Source organism: Photobacterium sp. TY1-4 (assembly GCF_025398175.1).
GTDB lineage: Bacteria > Pseudomonadota > Gammaproteobacteria > Enterobacterales > Vibrionaceae > Photobacterium.
Genome location: NZ_CP099734.1, coordinates 424516 through 443611, shown reverse-complemented (window position 1 = coordinate 443611; position 19096 = coordinate 424516). Strand labels below are relative to the sequence as shown.

At 55.7% G+C, this 19096-nt stretch carries 16 protein-coding genes; 5 read left to right on the top strand and 11 right to left on the bottom strand.

Annotation, left to right across the window (positions count from 1 at the left end; translation table 11 throughout):
- Positions 1-12 precede the first annotated feature (12 nt).
- Positions 13-807 (top strand): 3-methyl-2-oxobutanoate hydroxymethyltransferase, encoded by a 795-nt coding sequence (panB, locus tag NH461_RS02130; protein WP_261601701.1) that lies wholly within the window; start codon positions 13-15, stop codon positions 805-807.
- 9 nt (positions 808-816) lie between these two features.
- Entirely contained in the window at positions 817-1692 is an 876-nt protein-coding gene (panC, locus tag NH461_RS02125) for a pantoate--beta-alanine ligase (RefSeq protein ID WP_261601700.1), read from the top strand.
- A gap of 99 nt (positions 1693-1791) precedes the next feature.
- Here the strand turns inward: panC and NH461_RS02120 are convergent, their stop codons facing one another.
- Complete coding sequence (locus NH461_RS02120) at positions 1792-2562, bottom strand: ABC transporter permease (RefSeq protein WP_261601699.1); 771 nt, start codon at positions 2560-2562, stop codon at positions 1792-1794.
- Positions 2559-3482, bottom strand: a complete 924-nt coding sequence (locus NH461_RS02115) for an ABC transporter ATP-binding protein (protein WP_261601698.1) — start codon at positions 3480-3482, stop codon at positions 2559-2561. The genes NH461_RS02120 and NH461_RS02115 overlap by 4 nt, the downstream gene beginning before the upstream one ends.
- Positions 3483-3710: 228 nt before the next feature.
- On the opposite strand from NH461_RS02115, the gene can reads away from it, so the two are divergent.
- Positions 3711-4367: a carbonate dehydratase gene (gene can, locus NH461_RS02110; protein ID WP_261601697.1), complete on the top strand. Its 657-nt coding sequence runs from the start codon at positions 3711-3713 to the stop codon at positions 4365-4367.
- A 66-nt stretch (positions 4368-4433) separates the two neighbouring features.
- On the opposite strand, the gene hpt is transcribed toward can, so the two are convergent.
- Positions 4434-4967, bottom strand: a complete 534-nt coding sequence (hpt, locus tag NH461_RS02105) for a hypoxanthine phosphoribosyltransferase (RefSeq protein WP_261601696.1) — start codon at positions 4965-4967, stop codon at positions 4434-4436.
- Positions 4968-5194: 227 nt separating this feature from the next.
- Between hpt and NH461_RS02100 the strand changes: the two genes are divergently transcribed.
- On the top strand, positions 5195-5800 hold the full coding sequence (locus tag NH461_RS02100; protein WP_261601695.1) for a TetR/AcrR family transcriptional regulator: 606 nt from the start codon (positions 5195-5197) through the stop codon (positions 5798-5800).
- 258 nt (positions 5801-6058) lie between these two features.
- Here the strand turns inward: NH461_RS02100 and NH461_RS02095 are convergent, their stop codons facing one another.
- The 6 genes from NH461_RS02095 to NH461_RS02070 all read right to left on the bottom strand — a co-directional run bounded on the left by NH461_RS02095 (position 6059) and on the right by NH461_RS02070 (position 12291).
- On the bottom strand, positions 6059-7096 hold the full coding sequence (locus tag NH461_RS02095) for an ABC transporter ATP-binding protein (RefSeq protein ID WP_261601694.1): 1038 nt from the start codon (positions 7094-7096) through the stop codon (positions 6059-6061).
- Positions 7096-8724, bottom strand: coding sequence for an ABC transporter permease (locus NH461_RS02090; RefSeq protein ID WP_261601693.1), 1629 nt, complete (start codon positions 8722-8724; stop codon positions 7096-7098). The genes NH461_RS02095 and NH461_RS02090 overlap by 1 nt, the downstream gene beginning before the upstream one ends.
- Positions 8725-8892: 168 nt before the next feature.
- Entirely contained in the window at positions 8893-9906 is a 1014-nt protein-coding gene (locus tag NH461_RS02085; protein WP_261601692.1) for a Fe(3+) ABC transporter substrate-binding protein, read from the bottom strand.
- Between the two features lie 229 nt (positions 9907-10135).
- The gene (locus NH461_RS02080) at positions 10136-11365 is read right to left on the bottom strand and encodes an ammonium transporter (protein ID WP_261601691.1); all 1230 of its coding nucleotides are present in this window, start codon (positions 11363-11365) and stop codon (positions 10136-10138) included.
- Between the two features lie 27 nt (positions 11366-11392).
- Entirely contained in the window at positions 11393-11731 is a 339-nt protein-coding gene (locus tag NH461_RS02075) for a P-II family nitrogen regulator (protein ID WP_261601690.1), read from the bottom strand.
- A gap of 191 nt (positions 11732-11922) precedes the next feature.
- Complete coding sequence (locus tag NH461_RS02070) at positions 11923-12291, bottom strand: YacL family protein (protein ID WP_261601689.1); 369 nt, start codon at positions 12289-12291, stop codon at positions 11923-11925.
- A gap of 286 nt (positions 12292-12577) precedes the next feature.
- Here NH461_RS02070 and NH461_RS02065 point away from each other — a divergent pair, with 286 nt between their 5' ends.
- Positions 12578-13717 (top strand): glycerate kinase, encoded by a 1140-nt coding sequence (locus NH461_RS02065; RefSeq protein ID WP_261601688.1) that lies wholly within the window; start codon positions 12578-12580, stop codon positions 13715-13717.
- Between the two features lie 107 nt (positions 13718-13824).
- Here the strand turns inward: NH461_RS02065 and acnB are convergent, their stop codons facing one another.
- Complete coding sequence (gene acnB / locus NH461_RS02060) at positions 13825-16422, bottom strand: bifunctional aconitate hydratase 2/2-methylisocitrate dehydratase (protein WP_261601687.1); 2598 nt, start codon at positions 16420-16422, stop codon at positions 13825-13827.
- A 284-nt stretch (positions 16423-16706) separates the two neighbouring features.
- A complete protein-coding gene (locus NH461_RS02055; protein WP_261601686.1) occupies positions 16707-19010 on the bottom strand; it encodes a patatin-like phospholipase family protein in 2304 nt (767 codons plus the stop codon).
- Positions 19011-19096 lie beyond the last annotated feature (86 nt).

The following is a 19096-nucleotide window of genomic DNA, read 5'->3' as shown; positions in this document are numbered from 1 at the left end:
AAGGGAAAAGTAATGAAGAAAATCACAATCAATGACCTGATGACATGGAAGAAAGAAGGTCGTAAATTTGCATCGGTCACCGCCTATGATGCCAGCTTCGCCCAGCTGTTCGAGCAACAGGGTGTGCCGATACTACTGGTCGGTGATTCGCTGGGCATGGTGCTGCAAGGCAAGCCGGATACCCTGCCGGTTCTGGTCGCTGATGTCGCCTACCACACCCGTTGTGTGCGTGCCGGCAGCCCGAACGCGCTGCTGATGGCCGATATGCCGTTTATGAGTTACAGCACCCCGGAACAAGCCTGTGACAATGCCGCAGAGCTGATGCGCGCGGGCGCCAACATGGTCAAGCTGGAAGGCGGTGCCTGGCTGGCAGAAACCGTTTCGAAGCTGACCGAGCGTGCGGTGCCGGTCTGTGTCCACCTGGGCCTGACCCCACAATCGGTCAACATTTTCGGTGGCTATAAAATCCAGGGGCGTGATGCTGACCACGCCGAGCAGATGGTCAAAGATGCGATTGTGCTGCAAAAAGCCGGTGCCCAGATCATCTTGCTGGAGTGTGTCCCGGCCAGCTTGGCCGAGCGCATTACCCAGGCGGTGGATGTCCCGGTGATCGGGATTGGTGCAGGCAATGTGACCGATGGTCAAATCCTGGTCATGCACGACATGTTTGGCATTTCGGCCAACTATATGCCGCGTTTCTCCAAGAACTACCTGGCAGAAACCGGCGAGATGCGTGCCGCCGTGACCAAATACCTGGAAGAAGTCGAAGCCGGGGTCTTCCCGGGTCCAGAGCATACCTTTGAGTAAGGAATAACAATGCAAACATTCGCTGAGATTGCCCCGATCCGGGAACAAATCCGGGCCTGGCGCCGTGACGGCCGCCGGATTGCCTTTGTTCCGACCATGGGCAACCTGCATGAAGGCCATCTGACCCTGATTCGCAAAGCACGCGAGCTGGCGGACGTGGTCGTGGTGAGCATTTTTGTCAACCCGATGCAGTTCGACAAAGCCGACGACCTGAACAACTATCCACGGACGCTGGATGACGACCTGGCCAAACTCAATGCAGAAGGTGTGGAGCTGGTCTTTACCCCGACGCCGGACATCATGTACCCACAGGGATTGGATCGCCAGACCGCTGTCGATGTCCCGGGCCTGTCAACCATGCTGGAAGGGGCCCTGCGCCCGAGCCACTTCCGCGGCGTTTCCACCGTAGTGACCAAACTGTTCAACATCGTCCAGCCGGATGTGGCCTGCTTTGGCGAAAAAGACTACCAGCAGCTGGCCCTGATCCGCCAGATGGTGACCGATATGGCGATGGACATCGAGATCATCGGTGTGCCGACCGTTCGGGAGATGGACGGCCTGGCGATGAGTTCGCGCAATGGCTATCTCACGGTCGACGAGCGCCAGCGCGCCCCGGTCCTGGCCCGCACCATGCGCTGGATCAGCAGCCAGATCCGTGGCGGCCGCAATGATTTTGCCGAGATCATCGTTGATGCCAACGATCAGCTCCGCGCCGCCGGACTACAACCGGATGAAATTTACATCCGCGATGCCGCCACCCTGCAGCCGATCAGCGAGTCCACCCAGCAAGCCGTCATCCTGATGTCAGCCTTCCTCGGCAGCGCCCGTCTGATCGACAACCAAGTGGTTGAGCTGGCCCAGCCGACAGCGGCGACAGACGAGTAAGTCACACCTGACACACCGCATAAAAAATCCCGGCCTCTGGCCGGGATTTTTGTTTGGCGTTTTCTGTTTGACGCTTTTTACTTGAAGAATATGGCCGGATTAAGAGCGCAAACCGATCCCGCGTGAAATCAGGTAATGGCAAATCGCATACAGCATGGCGACAAACACCCCCAGCACGCTGAACGAAGTCACGATCCCGACATCTGACACGCCCAGGAAGCCGTACCGAAACGCATTGACCATATAAACAATCGGGTTGAGTTTCGACACGCCCTGCCAAAACTCGGGCAGCAAGCTCAAAGAATAGAACACGCCCCCCAGATAAGTCAGCGGCGTCAGGACGAAGGTCGGAATAATACTGATATCATCGAAGGTTTTGGCATAAACCGCATTGATCAACCCGCCCAAGGAAAACACGATGGACGTCATCAGCACGGTTGCCACGATGACGCCCGGATGGGCAATCTGCAAATCCACAAACAGCAGCGACACCACTGAGACGATCAGACCGACGCCCAAACCGCGCAGCACCCCGCCCCCGACATAACCGATAATGATGACATAGTTCGGCACCGGCGCGACCAGCAGCTCTTCAATGTTATGCTGGAACTTGGCGCTGAAAAATGACGAGGCCACGTTGGAGTACGAGTTAGTGATCACTGACATCATGATCAGCCCCGGCACAATGTATTCCATGTAGGTAAACCCGCCCATTTCCCCGATCCGGCTGCCGATCAGGCTCCCGAAAATGATGAAATACAGCGTCATGGTGATCGCAGGAGGGACCATGGTCTGGATCCAGATCCGGGCAAACCGGTTGACTTCTTTGGTGATCAGACTCTTAAACGCCACCCAGTACTGGTATCTCATGACTGCTCCTTCTTCTCTGCAGCCACCAGGCTGACAAATAACTCCTCCAGACGGTTGGCTTTGTTGCGCATCGACAACACCTCAACCCCCTGCGCACTCAACTGGCTGAACACCGTGTTTAACCCGGTCCCTTTCGGTACATCAATCTCCAGGGTATGGTTATCCGGCAGTTTCCACTGCACGCCGTCCAGCGACGGCTTGTTGCCGTTGAGTTTGATATCCAGAATAAAGGTTTCAACCTCCAGCTTGCCGAGCAACGCTTTCATGCTGGTATGCTCAATCAGCACCCCGTGGTTGATGATGCCGATATTGCGGCACAGCATCTCCGCTTCCTCCAGGTAATGAGTGGTCAGGATAATGGTGATCCCCTGGCGGTTGATCTCGCGCAGGAACGCCCACATTGAGCGGCGCAGCTCAATATCCACTCCGGCCGTCGGCTCATCAAGGATCAGCAGTTTCGGCTCGTGCATCAAGGCCCGGGCAATCATCAGACGGCGCTTCATCCCGCCCGACAGGTTCCGCGCCCGCTCATGGCGTTTCTCCCACAAGTCCAGTTGCTTGAGGTACTTTTCCGCCCGCTCGCGCGCCAGGGCTTTCTCCACCCCGTAATAACCGGCCTGATTCACCACGATCTGCTCAACCGTCTCGAACTGGTTGAAGTTAAATTCCTGCGGCACCAGCCCTAAATGGTTTTTCGCCTCAACCACCTGGCTGTCGAGGTCGTAGCCAAACACTTTTACCGAGCCGGATGTCTTGTTAACTAACGAGCTGATAATCCCAATGGTGGTCGACTTACCGGCACCATTCGGGCCGAGCAAAGCGAAAAAATCACCTTCCTCAACGTCAAGTGTCATATTTTTCAATGCCTTAACGCCACCTTTGTAAGTTTTACTTACATTTTTTATTTCCAGTGCGTTCATAAAATGCGATCTTTGTGTTAGAAATTTTCATCAGGCGAGCAACTAATCCGATTTGCTTACTGACTCGCTTGTGTATAGTAAAGCCGATTTACATAGTGCTTTGCGCTCCTGCACCTTGTGCTACGCGAAAACGCCCAGTGCGAGATCGCTTGTTGCAACCGTCGTGAGGCGTTATGTAAATGGGTGATTCCTATCGGGATAACGACTGTATCAAACTAAGGCACCAACATGGCAGATATTAAGCAGCTCTTTGCAAATAATCTTTCCTGGTCAGAAAACATTAAGGAAGAAACGCCAGAGTTTTTTTCCCACCTGGCCAAAGCCCAACATCCGGAATACCTGTGGATCGGCTGTGCCGACAGCCGGGTGCCGGCAGAGCGACTGACCGGCCTGGACTCCGGCGAGCTATTCGTGCACCGCAATGTTGCCAACCAGGTTATTCATACCGACCTCAACTGCCTCTCCGTGGTCCAGTACGCCGTGGACGTGCTCAAGGTCCGTCACGTCATCGTCTGTGGCCACTACGGCTGTGGCGGGGTTGCCGCTTCGATTGACAACCCGCAGCTGGGCCTGATCAACAACTGGCTGCTGCACATTCGCGATCTGTACCTGAAACACCGCAACGAGCTGGAAGCCCTACCGCGCGAGCAGTGGAGCGACAAGCTGTGCGAAATCAACGTCGCCTCCCAAGTCTACAACCTGGGGAACTCGACCATCATGCAACAAGCCTGGGAGCGGGGTCAGCAAATTAAGATCCACGGCTGGGTGTACGGGATCGAAGACGGGATTCTGCGCGATCTGGGCGTTGCCGCCACCAGCCGCGAAGGCCTGGAAGAGGCGTACGCCAGCGCGATGGCCAAAATTCTGCCGGGTGCCAAAGTCTGATTGACCGAGCCGCCCCCGACATGAAAAAAGCGACCGGAAGGTCGCTTTTTTGCACCGGCCGGTCGATTAACCTTCCAGCGGGATCACTTTGCCGATGTATGGCAGGTGACGGTATTTCTGTGCATAGTCGATCCCCACGCCGACGACGAACTCGTCCGGGATCGCAAAGCCAACCCACGTCACGTCGACGTGGACTTCACGGCGCTCCGGCTTATCCAGCAGCGTACAGATACGGATCGAGTTCGGCTCACGCAGGGTCAGGATCTCGCGCACCTTGTTCAAGGTATTCCCGGTGTCAATTATATCTTCCACCAGCAGCACGTCTTTCCCTTTGATGTCATCATCGAGATCTTTGAGGATCCGGACATCACGGTTGCTTTCCATGGTATTGCCGTAGCTTGAGGCGGTCATGAAGTCGACTTCATGTGTCAGGTGAATGGCACGCGCCAGATCAGCCATAAAGACGAACGAACCACGCAGCAAACCTACCATCACCAGGTTTTCTGAATCCTTGTAATGTTCTGTAATTTGTTGTCCCAGCTCTTGGATACGCGCCTGAACATCCTGCTCAGAAATCATCACTTCCACGGTATGTTTCATTTTTTTCTCCATCAGGACAGCGACAAAGGCCGCCTGTCGGCTAACTTTTCTCAACGGATCTCTATTCTAACATCCCTCACAAACAATAGTTATTTTTCAAAGTTGTCAATTATATGATACAGTTTGTATAAAACTAGTTTGATTGCAACTACCCGCTATTGTAAAGTTATCATTTAAAACAACTATATAACTTCACGCACCATGATCATGGCTAGGGAATAAGCGAAATGGATACGATCGTCAAAAAAACCAGAACTCGTCTCTCACCTGAAAAGAGAAAACAGCAACTGCTGGATTTTTCCTTGGAAGTCTTCGCCCGACGCGGGATTGGCCGGGCCGGCCACGCAGACATCGCCGAAATGGCCAATGTCTCCGTCGCGACGGTGTTTAACTACTTCCCGACCCGGGAAGCCCTGGTCGAGCAAGTACTGAGCCAGGTAGAAAACCGTTTCAGCCAAGTCCTGACCGACTGTCTGGGCGCGGACAACCGGCCGCTCTACGCGCGCCTGACCTGCTTCACGGATCACCTGATTGATGCCGTCATCGAGCAACAGGACTGGCTGAAAGTCTGGTATGAATGGAGCACCTCGGTACGCGATGAAATCTGGCCGCAGTTTGTCGGCAGCAACAAAGTCAATCACGAGCGGATCGTCGAAATGTTTGCCCAGGGCATCAACAATCAGGAAGTTGAGAACACACGCAGCGCCGAAGAGCTGACCTGGCAACTGCATGGTATTTGCTACGTGCTGTACCTGCAGAGCAACATCAGTCCGGATCAGGAGGCGATGCGCCAGCAAGCCGGATCACACATCGCATCGCTGCTCGGGAAATAATCTCCCGTCGGGATCGCCATTTCCCCGCTTGGGAAACAAGCAAGATCAAACAGGCCAGCATAATGCTGGCCTGATTTATGTTGATACGCCGGATATTATACCAATCACACTCAGTCAGTGTTTAGAACTAGCGACGGAAAAATGCTTGAGCACAAGGCGGAACTTTTCGATAAGTAGTAATTCTACAAACAAAAAATCTAACGCAGTTATCGAGCGTTTTAACAAGCTAGGATGACCCCTTATTGACGACGATTGGTATCAACTGGCCGCTGCAAACACCACCGGCTCATGCGGCTCTACGGCCACATCTACCCGCTGACCGGTTTGCAGGATCAGATTGGAATTCACCACCAGATTGTAGCCCTGGAAGTCTACGGTATAGCGACAGTTGTCTCCCATAAACAGTTGCTCGGTGATCACCCCTTCCCCGTTTTCGGCCGGTGCAACCTTGAGGTTCTGGGGCCGGATCAACCACTCAACGCTGGTTTCCGCCACTGCCGGTTGGGCCGACGGCAGGTTCATGGTACCGAACGGCGTCATCAGATGGTTGTGCTGAAGCGTTGCCGGCAGGTACGAGCCCGCCCCCAGGAACTCCGCCACAAAACGGCTGCTCGGCCGGTAATAGAGCTCGGTCGCCGTGCCGAATTGTTCGATCACCCCCTGGTTCATCACCGCCATCCGATCGGCAAACGCAAATGCTTCTTCCCGACTGTGGGTCACGAAAATCGCCGTTACGCCCTGGGCCTTGAAAATACGTCGGATTTCCTTGATCAGGCCATGTCGGACCTGGGTATCAATGTTGGAAAACGGCTCATCAAGCAAAATCAGATCCGGCTCGCTGGCCAGCGCCCGGGCAATTGCCACCCGTTGCTGCTGTCCGCCCGACAGCTGGTGCGGATAGCGGCCGCCCAGACCATCCAGGTGCACCAGCGTCAGCATTTCCTGTACTTTGCCGGCGACTCGCGACTTATCCCAGCCTTGCAGGCCAAATGCGATATTTTCCGCCACCGTCAAGTGCGGGAACAGCGCGTAGTCCTGGAAAATCATCCCGATATTGCGCTTTTCCGGCGGCAGCCAGGTGTGCTGATCGGCAATGGTCCGGCCGTGAATATGGATCTCCCCCTGCTCCAGCGGGAGCAACCCGGCGATGGCTTTGAGCAAGGTGGTTTTACCGCAACCACTGGCACCCAGCAAACACACAATTTCATTGTCTTCAACCGGCAACGAGAGGTTCTGCAGCACCGGCTGTCCCTGATAGCGGCAAGTGAGGTTGCGAACGGATAATGCATGGCTCATCAGTGTTTCTTCTCCAAAGATCGGTTCACCATCACCAGTGGGATCAGGCCGACCATCACCAGTAAGATCGCTGGCAAGGCGGCCAGCTCCAGCTGCTCATCGGAAGCAAAGTTAAAGACATAGGTCGCCAGGGTTTCGAAGTTAAACGGCCGAAGCAGTAAAGCAGCATTGAGCTCTTTCATCGACTCGATAAACACCAGCAAACCGGCAATCAGGCATCCGCGTCGGATCAGCGGCAAGTGCACCCGCCGCAGCATCCGGGTGGATGCATACCCCATGGTTTTGGCAGCCATATCCAGCGACGGCGAGATCTTGGTCAGGCTGCTTTCAATACTGCCGATAGCCACCGCCGCAAAGCGGACCACAAACGCAAAAATAATCGCCACCATGGTCCCGGAAAAAACCAGGCCGGGGCGGGATAATCCCAAGTGGTTGGCGATATCATTGATCAGGTGATCAGCCTGAGTCAGCGGGATCATCACCCCGATTGCCAGCACCGTTCCCGGCACGGCGTAGCCCAACGAGGAGATCCGGAGCGGCACCAGCGTCATCCGCCGCCCGTCCAGGCGACGATAGAAATTCACAATCAGCGCCAGCAACACCGCCAGCACCGCAGCCACCAGCGACACCTGCAAACTGTTGAGACTGTATTCCCGGAACTCCGATGTCCAGCTGTCGGCAAAATAATGCCAGGCATAATATCCCAACTGGATCAGCGGCAGGGCAAACGCCCCCGCGACCAGCCCCCAGCACCAGCACATGGCCAGCCACTTGCGGGGACCGCGCAGCACATAACGGACATCATCGCCATGCTCCATCTCCTGCTGGAACAGTTTCTGTTTCCGGCGGCTGAACCGCTCGGCACTGATCAGCAAAAAGATCACCATCAGCATGATGGCCGAGATCTTGGCGGCCGCATTCAGGTTCGAATACCCCAGCCAGGTATCATAGACCGCGGTGGTCAGGGTGTTGACGGCAAAATAGCTGACGGTGCCGAAGTCGCCCAGGGTTTCCATGGCGACCAGCGATAATCCCACCGCAATGGAAGGACGCGCCAGCGGCAGCGACACCCGGCGGAAACTCTCCCAAGGCGTGCATCGCAACAAGCGGGCCGATTGCAGCAAGCTGGTACTTTGCTCCAGAAAAGCAGCCCGGGCCAGCAGATAGACGTAAGGATAAAGCACCAGCGCCAGCACCATGCTGGCCCCGCCCAGCGAGCGAATATCCGGGAACCAGTAGTCATGGACGCTTTGCCAGCCAAAGCTGTCGCGCAGAAAGATCTGGATCGGACCGGCATAGTCAAACCAGTCTGTGTAGATATAGCCGATAATATAGCCCGGCATCGCCAGCGGCAGCACCAGTGCCCACTGCAGGACTTTCTCGCCCGGCAGCCGGCACATAGCCATGATCCAGGCCGCAGGCAAACCGAAGATCAGGGCCAGTACCATGGTAGTGACAACAAGCCAGAAGGTGTTAGCGGTGTAAGTCGCCATCACCGTGCCCATCAGGTGGGAAAACACTTCATCGCTTTCCCCGGCAGCTGTGTAGAAGATGGCGACGATCGGCAAAACCAGCAGCAGGGACAGTCCCCAACCACTGGTTTGCCAGCACAAAAATTTCTCTTTCATTGCGGACTAAATACCTTTTGCATTCACGTTATGGTGCCCCGGACAACCGCTGGCGACGTCCAATTCGCATCCCCGCCGTCAAAAAGAGGATGAAAGTACCATAAGTTATTGGAAAAGATACTAAGCCTCAAACAAAAATGGGGCAATACGCCCCATTTTTAAGCCAACTTACAGGTCGAACTTCACTTCATCCAGTAGTTTGATCGCTGCACTGTGGTAATCCGCAACTTTTTCCAGGGAAACCTGGTCCGCACGGAAATCACCCCAAGAGGCAACCAGCTCAGAGCGCTCAACCCCAGGTTTCACCGGGTACTCAAAGTTTACTTCAGCATACATGTGCTGCGCGGTTTCATCCGTCAGGAATTCCATCAGCTTCATCGCATTGGCTTTGTTCGGGGCATATTTCGCCATGGCCATGCCACTGACGTTCACGTGCGTACCGTTAGCTTTCTGACCCGGGAAGTTGATGTAAACGGCTTCAGCCCAAGACTTTTGCTTCTCGTCGTTGACCATCTTGCCCAGGTAGTAGCTGTTGCCGATCGCCAGATCACACAGGCCTTCCTTCACCGCTTTTACCTGCGCACGGTCGTTGCCTTGCGGTTTACGCGCCAGGTTCGCTTTCACACCTTCCAGCCACTGCTTCGCTTCGGCTTCACCGTGATTGGCAATCATGGCAGAGACCAGCGAGATATTGTACGGGTGCTTCCCGGAACGCGTACAGATCTTGCCTTTCCACTCCGGCTTCGCCAGATCCATGTAGTCAAAATCGGCTGGCAGGCGGCCAACGCGATCACGGGATGAATAGACGCTCCGCGTCCGCAGGGTCAGTGCAAACCACTCATCATCAGAGTCGCGGTATTGCGCCGGAACATTCTTATCAATGACGTCGCTGTCCACGGCCTGAACCAGTTTCTTGTCAGACAGTTCCACCAGACGGCTGATATCTGTGGTCAGCATCACGTCAGCCGGGCTGTATTCGCCTTCGCGCTGTAGCGCTTCTGCCAAACCGTTTTTGGCAAACTTCACGTTAACCTTAATCCCGGTTTCTTTGGTGAACTCTTCAAACATCGGTTCAACCAGGAACGGTTGACGGTAGGAGTAGACGTTGACTTCTTCAGCTGCCGTCGCAGCTTGCGGTGCAGCCAGTCCCAGTAACATTGCTGATGCCAACAGCTTTTTCATTTATTCATCCCTCTTGGTGTAAAATCTAATGATAAGTTTTATCAATAGCAATTGATTATACTTTAGCACCCGTGAGAAACAATGCGCAGCAACAATTGAACACAAAAAAAGCCGCGTTATTTCGCGGCTTGTGATTGATTTGTGATCTGAAGATATGGAACCGGTTTGATTTCAGATTCAACCTGTCAATCGTGGTCCGGCCTCTTCAGTGACCATCAGGTTCAAGCTCTTATTTAACGCTGACGAACTCAGGATAAGCATCGATACCACAATCGTGCAAGTCCATACCGGCCATCTCTTCTTCTTCAGACACCCGGATGCCGACTGTCGCTTTCAGGATACCCCAGACCGCCAAGCTCATGCCGAAGACCCAACCGAAAATCACCACCGCACCGAGCAGCTGCGCACCGAAGGTTGCGTCCGCATTGCTCAGCGGTACGACCATCAGGCCAAAGAAGCCACACACACCGTGCACCGAAATCGCACCCACCGGGTCGTCAATTTTCACTTTATCCAGACCGATGATACTAAAGACCACCAGTGCCCCCGCAACCACACCAATCACGACCGCGGACAATGGTGACGGTGACAGCGGATCAGCCGTAATTGCCACCAGACCGGCCAACGCGCCGTTCAGCACCATGGTCAGGTCAGCCTTGCCCCAGGTTGTTTTGCACACCGCCAACGCTGCAATCGCACCCGCTGCGGCTGCGGCGTTAGTGTTGAGGAAGATCTGGCCCACCGCCGTGGCGTTTTCAAAGTCAGACAGCATCAGCTGTGAGCCACCGTTGAAGCCGAACCAGCCGAACCACAGAATAAAGGTCCCCAGCGTTGCCAGCGGCATGTTCGAGCCCGGGATCGGGTGGATCTCGCCGTTCTTGCCGTATTTCCCTTTCCGGGCACCGAGCAGCAGTACCCCGGCCAGCGCAGCCGCCGCACCGGCCATGTGCACAATCCCCGAGCCGGCAAAGTCGCTAAAGCCCGCTTCAGACAGGAAGCCGCCGCCCCAGGTCCAGTAGCCTTCAATCGGATAGATAAACGCGGTCAAAATCACTGAGAAAATCAGGAACGACCACAATTTCATCCGCTCAGCGACAGCGCCGGAAACGACTGACATCGCCGTCGCAACAAACACCACCTGGAAAAAGAAGTCCGATTCCAGCGAGTGATCCGCGCCGTCGGCCTGGCTGCCGATCAGGGTGCCGAACGAAGGCAGCCAACCGCCTTCCCCGTTATCCACATACATAATGTTGTAACCTACAATCAGGTACATGGTGCAGGCAATCGCGTACAGACAAAAGTTTTTGGTCAGGATCTCGGTGGTGTTTTTCGAGCGGACCAGCCCCGCTTCCAGCATGGCAAACCCGGCTGCCATCCACATCACCAGTGCCCCTGACATCAGGAAAAAGAATGTGTCGAGCGCGTAGCGCAGCTCTGTTACGGTTGTCGTTAGTTCCATGGTCATTATCCCCTTCTCACTCGATACTTATAATGCTTCCAGATCGGTCTCGCCGGTACGGATCCGTACGGCATGATCGAGGTCGTAAACAAAAATCTTACCGTCACCAATCTTGCCGGTTTGCGCCGCTTTGGTAATGGCTTCAATAATGGCATCCAGGTTTTCGGCCTGGGTGGCAATTTCCAGTTTGACCTTCGGCAGGAAATCGACTTGGTATTCCGCACCCCGATACAGCTCGGTGTGCCCTTTCTGGCGGCCAAATCCCTTGACCTCAGACACGGTCATCCCCTCGACACCGACATCCGCCAACGCCTCGCGCACGTCGTCCAATTTGAAGGGTTTGATAATTGCGTTAATTATTTTCATTGCCTGCTCCTTAACCTGTATACGCCATTCCTCTCACACAGGTTAATTAACAAGCTTTGTGCCAGTTTTTTATTTCCTTTTTTATCAGAAACTTAATAAGACAACGCTCAAAAACGCAAAAAAGGCCGCACCAACAAGGTGCAGCCTTTTCACTGAAAAGAAGCAATTTTTTGCCCGGGAAGACATCCTGATTAAAATCGGGTCACAAAAACGCGCCAGGCTTGCAGCATGTGTTCAAAATCCTCAAAGCCACACAGCGCCATACATTCCTCATCGTAAAAATGCATGTCCTCATCCAGCTCGGTGTCATCTTCAGAAAACAGGTAGTTAGCCTGAACCAGGGCTTCATTGTCCTGAAGGCTCAGAGTTAGCTCTTCCCCCACCAGCCGCCACTCCCGGGAGCTGTTTTTCAATGCACCAATCTGGGACAGGATCTGTTCGACCTTCGCCAAATTCCGGCCAACTTCCTCAATCAGCCAGCGTCCCAGCGCTTCGTGCCCCATGGAGAAGATGGCGTGGTAGCTGCCGTCCAGGGTGTTTTTCTTAAATTCGTAATCCATCGCTCTCTCCGAGAATCGCGTTTGCCGCCCGGCCCGGTTCCGTCCTCAGCTACAGGCTTGATACAATGAGAAGTTACCCGAACACAGCATGCGCGTCACAGGCGATGCGGGCCATACCAATCTGATGCCCTCGATGGCCCGTTTTTTCATGTGAAAAATCGCCACATCGTTTTTCAGGTTGGCCCAGAGACCGCACATTGTCAGGATCTGGCGCCAAAAAGCAACTCACGATGGCAAACGCCGACGGCTGATCCCGGCGTGCGAGCCGCTCAGGGAAGGAGAGAATATGAAAATCATCATCGCGCCGGACTCGTACAAAGAAAGCCTGACTGCCATGGAAGTGGCCACGGCCATTGAAGCCGGGTTTCGCCAAGTGCTGCCGGATGCTGACTACCGGAAACTCCCGATGGCAGACGGCGGCGAAGGAACCGTGCAGGCACTGATTGATGCCACCGGCGGCACCCGGATCGAAACCACCGTCACCGGTCCGCTTGGCGCCCCCGTGCAGGGATTCTTCGGCCTGCTGGGAGACGGCAGCACCGCAGTGATTGAGATGGCCGCAGCATCCGGCCTGCATCAGGTGTCCCCCGCGCAGCGAAATCCGCTGCTGACCACCTCCTACGGAACCGGCGAGCTGATCAAAGCCGCCCTGGATCTCGACGTTGGCAAAATCCTGCTCGGCATCGGCGGCAGCGCCACCAATGACGGTGGCATCGGTATGGCCCAGGCCCTGGGGATCCGCCTGCTTGATCGGGACGGCCAGGACCTCGGTGCCGGTGGCGCGGCGCTGGCCCGACTCGCCACCATCGACCTGCGCCAGCTTGATCCGCGCCTTGCCGCCGTCACACTGGAAGTTGCCTGCGATGTTGATAATCCGCTGTGCGGACCAACAGGTGCCTCAGCCGTGTTCGGTCCGCAAAAAGGCGCGACACCGGCGATGGTGGCACAGCTCGATGCCAATCTGGCGCACTATGCAGCGATCATCCATTCGCAACTTGGACGTGACGTGAAAGATATCCCGGGCGCCGGCGCCGCCGGCGGGTTGGGTGCAGCGCTGCTGGGGCTATTGGATGCCAGCCTGCGGCCGGGGATTGAGATCGTGACCGAAGCTGCCGGGCTGGCAGACGCCGTCCGGGATGCCGACTGGGTGATCACCGGCGAAGGCCGGCTCGACAGCCAGAGTATTCACGGTAAAACGCCGGTCGGGGTGGCCCGCATTGCCAAACAGTTCCAGCGACCGGTGATTGCGATCGCCGGCAGCCTTGCGCCGGACGCCCACATGGTCCATCAGCACGGCATTGATGCCGTCTTCAGTGTGGTGCCGGGCGCCATGCCACTCGAGCAGGCGCTGGCCGAAGCCGCAGCCAACGTCGAAACCACCGCCCGCAATATCGCCGCGCTGATCCAGCTGCAACACCTTCGCTGACCGGCAACGTCGACTGACGCGGACAAAAAACACAGCCAAAAAACAGCGAATAAAAAAGGGGAAGCCATCCGGCTTCCCCTGCGTTGTTCCGATTCACTCAGATGATGTTAGACCGCAGCCTGAACAATCACCTCACCGGCTTTCTTGGTGTAGCTGTCCATGCGATGGAAGTTCAGGTAACGATAAGTATCGGCAGCCGTCGCATCAATTTGCTTGGCATATTCCAGGTACTCTTCCAGGGTCGGGATCCGGCCCAGAATAGCTCCCACCGCTGCCAACTCGGCAGAAGACAGGTACACATTCGCCCCGGTTCCCAGACGGTTCGGGAAGTTACGGGTCGACGTCGACATTACCGTTGCCTTGTCCGCAACCCGCGCCTGGTTCCCCATGCACAGGGAGCATCCCGGCGTTTCAATCCGCACCCCGGCACGGCCGAAGATACCGTAGTAGCCTTCCTCGGTCAGCTGGTCGCGGTCCATCTTGGTTGGCGGTGCCACCCACAGGCGGGTATCGAGCTGGCCACCAAATTTCTCCAGCAGCTTACCGGCAGCCCGGAAGTGGCCGATGTTGGTCATGCACGAGCCGATGAACACTTCGTCAATGCCAGTACCCTGGACTTCGGACAGCAGGCGGGCATCATCCGGATCGTTCGGCGCACACAGGATCGGCTCTTTGATCTCAGCCAGATCAATTTCAATCACGTGCGCATAGTCAGCGTCTTGATCCGCTTCCATCAGCTCAGGATTTGCCAGCCAGCCTTCCATCGCGGTGATACGGCGCTCGATGGTACGGCGATCACCATAACCTTCGGCAATCATCCATTTCAGCATGACGATGTTCGATTCCAGGTATTCTGCAACCGAGGCTTGCGACAGTTTCACGGTACAACCGGCCGCAGAACGCTCTGCAGAGGCATCAGACAACTCGAATGCCTGCTCAACCGTCAGGTGCTCGACCCCTTCGATTTCCAGGATGCGGCCGGAGAATTCATTGATCTTGCCGGATTTCTCAACGGTCAGCAGACCTTGCTGAATCGCGTAGTAAGGGATTGCATGCACCAGATCACGCAGGGTGATCCCCGGCTGCATGTCACCCTTGAAGCGCACCAGAATCGATTCCGGCATATCCAGCGGCATGACGCCGGTTGCGGCAGCGAACGCCACCAGGCCAGAGCCGGCCGGGAACGAGATCCCCAACGGGAAACGGGTGTGCGAGTCACCACCGGTACCGACGGTATCCGGCAGCAGCATGCGGTTCAGCCAGGAGTGAATCACACCATCGCCCGGACGCAGGGCAACCCCGCCACGGTTCATGATGAAATCAGGCAGGGTGTGGTGCGTGACCACATCCACCGGCTTCGGATAAGCCGAGGTGTGACAGAATGACTGCATGGTCAGCTCAGCAGAGAAACCCAGACAGGCCAAGTCTTTCAGCTCATCACGGGTCATCGGGCCGGTGGTATCCTGAGAACCAACGGTCGTCATCTTCGGCTCACAGTAAGTGCCCGGACGGATCCCGTCCACGCCACAGGCTTTCCCGACCATTTTCTGCGCCAGGGTATAGCCTTTGCCGGTATCCGCCACGGCTTGCGGACGGCGGAACACGTCAGACGGCGCAAGGCCCAGGCTCTCACGCGCTTTATCCGTCAGGCCACGGCCGATGATCAGCGGGATCCGGCCACCGGCACGCACTTCATCGTACAGGACATCCGTTTTAAGCTTGAAAGTCGACAGTACTTCATCGGTGCCGTGCTTACACACCTTGCCTTCAATCGGATACAGGTCGATCACATCGCCCATGTTGAGCTTGGAAACATCCAGCTCAATCGGCAGGGCACCGGCATCTTCCATGGTGTTAAAGAAAATCGGCGCAATTTTACCGCCCAGGCAGTAACCGCCGGCGCGCTTATTCGGTACATAAGGAATATCTTCGCCCATGAACCACAGCACGGAGTTGGTCGCCGATTTACGGGAAGAGCCGGTCCCGACCACATCCCCGACATAAACCAGCGGGTGACCTTGCGCTTCCAGGTCCTTCAGTTGCTTGATTGGGCCAATCACGCCAGGTTGATCCGGGAAAATACCTTCACGTTCGTTTTTCAGCATCGCCAGGGCGTGCAGTGGAATATCCGGGCGAGACCAGGCATCTGGTGCCGGCGACAGATCATCGGTATTGGTTTCACCGGTGACTTTGAATACGGTCAGCGTGACTTTCTCAGGCACTGGGTTCTTGCTCAGGAACCACTCCGCGTCAGCCCAAGACTGGAGCACTTGCTTGGCATGCACATTCCCCGCTTTCGCCTTCTCTTCAACATCGTAGAAAGCATCAAACATCAGCAGAGTATGGGACAGCGCCTTCGCGGCAATCGGCGCCAGCGCGTCGTTGTCCAGCAGCGCGATCAGCGGCTCGATGTTATAACCACCCTGCATGGTGCCCAGGAGCTCCGCCGCTTTTTCTTGACTGACAATCGGCGACTCGGCTTCACCGTTGGCGACAGCGGCCAGGAAGCCGGCTTTGACATAAGCGGCTTCATCAACACCCGGGGGAATACGATTTTCCAGCAGATCCAGCAAGAACGCTTCTTCGCCGGCCGGCGGGTTCTTTAACAGTTCAACCAGGGCGGCAACCTGCTCAGCATCGAGTGGCTTTGCCACGACTCCTTCGGCGGCACGCTCTTCGACGTGTTTACGGTAGGCTTCAAGCACGACATATTCCTCATTGTTGGTTTGGCCGCGATGGCCAAACATCCTTGGACGTAATTGATCGTCTTCTGCATCCGGGTCTATTCATGTTGTCCTTAGACGGCATCTTGGGCAGAAGGGACCAAAACCGTTTAGCGAGCATACCAGTTTTAACGTAAAATTAAAATCTACCCGTTTTATACAACATTCACATTTTTCGCATAATTTTGACCAATCTTTTGCCCGGTATTCCGGCGTGATTGATAAATCTTTTTCAAATAATCAGAGAGATAGACATACCTCTGTCATTACAGTGCACCGCCGAAAAATAGGTAAACTGCATGATGACTCTGCTCTGTCTGACCATAGGCCAGGATCAACGGTCCCAACGGCGTGGTCAAACCGGTAAACAGACTGCCGGCGAGATACAGCGGCGCATCCCGCAGAGCAATGTCGTCATCGTTATACACGCCGCCCCACTCCACCGAACTCCCCAGATAAATCGTCGAGTTAAACAGTCCGAAGTCCTGCTCCAGCAGGTCATAGCGATAAACCAGGGCCGAGAAAATCTTGTTATTGCCCGCCAGGCTGTTTTTCGGGATCCCGGACAGATTCAAAAAGCCGCCCAGCTCTTTGGGATCCAGCCGCAGATCTTCATCCGACTTCACCCGACCCAGCTCGGCCTTGCCCATCAGGGTATGGGGACCAAAGCTGTAAGCGCCTTTCCATATCACATCCAGGTGAAAGGCAACATCCGTCTGCTCCTGACCGAGAAACTCATTGGTGTCGTCAGAGGCCGCCAGCTCAACCTCAAACAGATTGCCGTGACGCGGCATCATAAAGTCATCCAGGGTATCGAGGTTATAGTTCAGATAGCCAACCCGGCTATGGCGGGTATCGATACCGACGCCGAAAATTTGCGGAAACTCGGTTTCCCCGTAAAGATATCGGGCCCCCACGCGAAATTCCTGCCACAGCTCCGGCTGCCAGCCGAAGGATGCATCCAGTACAGTATCGGTATAGGTGGCAGAGACGAAGTTCCCGATCTCTTCCAAGCTCGGCTCTTCACCGAAACCGGTGATATTTTTCTCGGCCGAGGTGTAATCGGCGCGCAACAGACTGAACCAGGCCTGATCTTTCACAAACGGCAGGTACAGCTCAGTGGCAATCCGTTTCTTGGTGCCGTATTCGAGCTCGGTCCGCCACTCCGCCCCCGCGCCGCTGAGGCCGGTGACGTTAAACGCAGCCCCGATGGAATAGTCGGTGCTGTTCTGAAAGTCATCTTCCAGCGCAAAACGCAAGTCGATAAAGTTCGGTCCCCAGCTTTTTTCCTTCACCTCAATCTGGACCACATTTTCACCCTTGTCCTGCAGGATGCGGTAATCCACCCGCTCGAACCGATCCAGCGCATAAAGGTTGCGCACCCCTTGGGCCAACGCCTCCGATCGGATCACTTTCCCCGGCTTCAGGGCCAGCCGGTTCAAGAGCACCTGATCGGAGTAGTGGCTGAGATTCACCAACTTGATCTGATCGACCCGCAGCTGATCCAGATAGTTGAGCGCCCGGCGCTTGCGCTGCTTGCGATCGATATACGTCTGGAACCACACCGGGTCGCCCAGGCGCTGCAGTTTCAGTTTCGACGCCATCGTTGCCCGGTAGCCTTGGTCAAACGCTTCAGGCATCTTGTCGAAATCTGTGGTGGTGATCCCGCGAATGTCCGGGCGGATCACCGTATCTTGCTCGCTGAGCAACGCCAGCTGGCGCGCGGCATTATCCCGCACCATAAAATCCGTCAGCTGATCCATCACCGCGACATAGTCTTCCAGCTCATCCCGAGTTTTGAACTCGTTACTGATATCGACGGCAATGATGATATCGGCCCCCATCTCCTGAACGACGGAGATCGGCAGGTTATTGGTGATCCCACCATCCACCAGCAGACGGTCGTCCAGCGCCAGCGGCGGCAGCAACCCGGGCACCGACATACTGGCCTGCATCGCCTCGGCCAGATCCCCCGCCTTCAGCACCACCGGCTCCAGCCGCTCGATATCGGTGGCGACCGCGCGAAACGGAATCGCCAGATCATCAAAACTGCGCATCATCGGCAGGTTGCCGGAAGTCGAGCGCAGGATCTCCCCCATCCGCTGGCCCTGTACGATCCCCCGGGGAACCTTCAGCTTCCAGAACTCAAACCCGACCCCACTGGTGACCTGGAAGCGATCCTCCTGCTGCTTTTCCCGCACCCGGCGTTCACTGCGCCGGACCCGATCTTCGTACCCACTCACCCAGTCAACCGAAGTCATGAGCGCCTCGATCTCCTCGGCGCTCATGCCGGTCGCATACAGCCCGCCGACATACGCCCCCATACTGGTCCCGACCACGTAATCTACCGGGATCTGCATCTCTTCCAGAGCTTTGAGCACCCCGATATGTGCGGCCCCTTTTGCCCCGCCCCCACCAAGCACCAGCCCGACTTTGGGCCGCTCGTCGGCAACCGCAGAAAAAGAGTAGAACATTGCCATTAGTGGAAGCAGGATCACTAAAGAAATGTAACGGATCGGCAGATAACCTACCGAAGAGAGATTTAGATCTGATGGCTGTTGTTGGGTCATTAGCAACTTTATCCGTGGACGACAGGCTCGTTCTTACTATACCGACGTTCATACTATACCGACGTTCATACTACCGACTAGCTAAA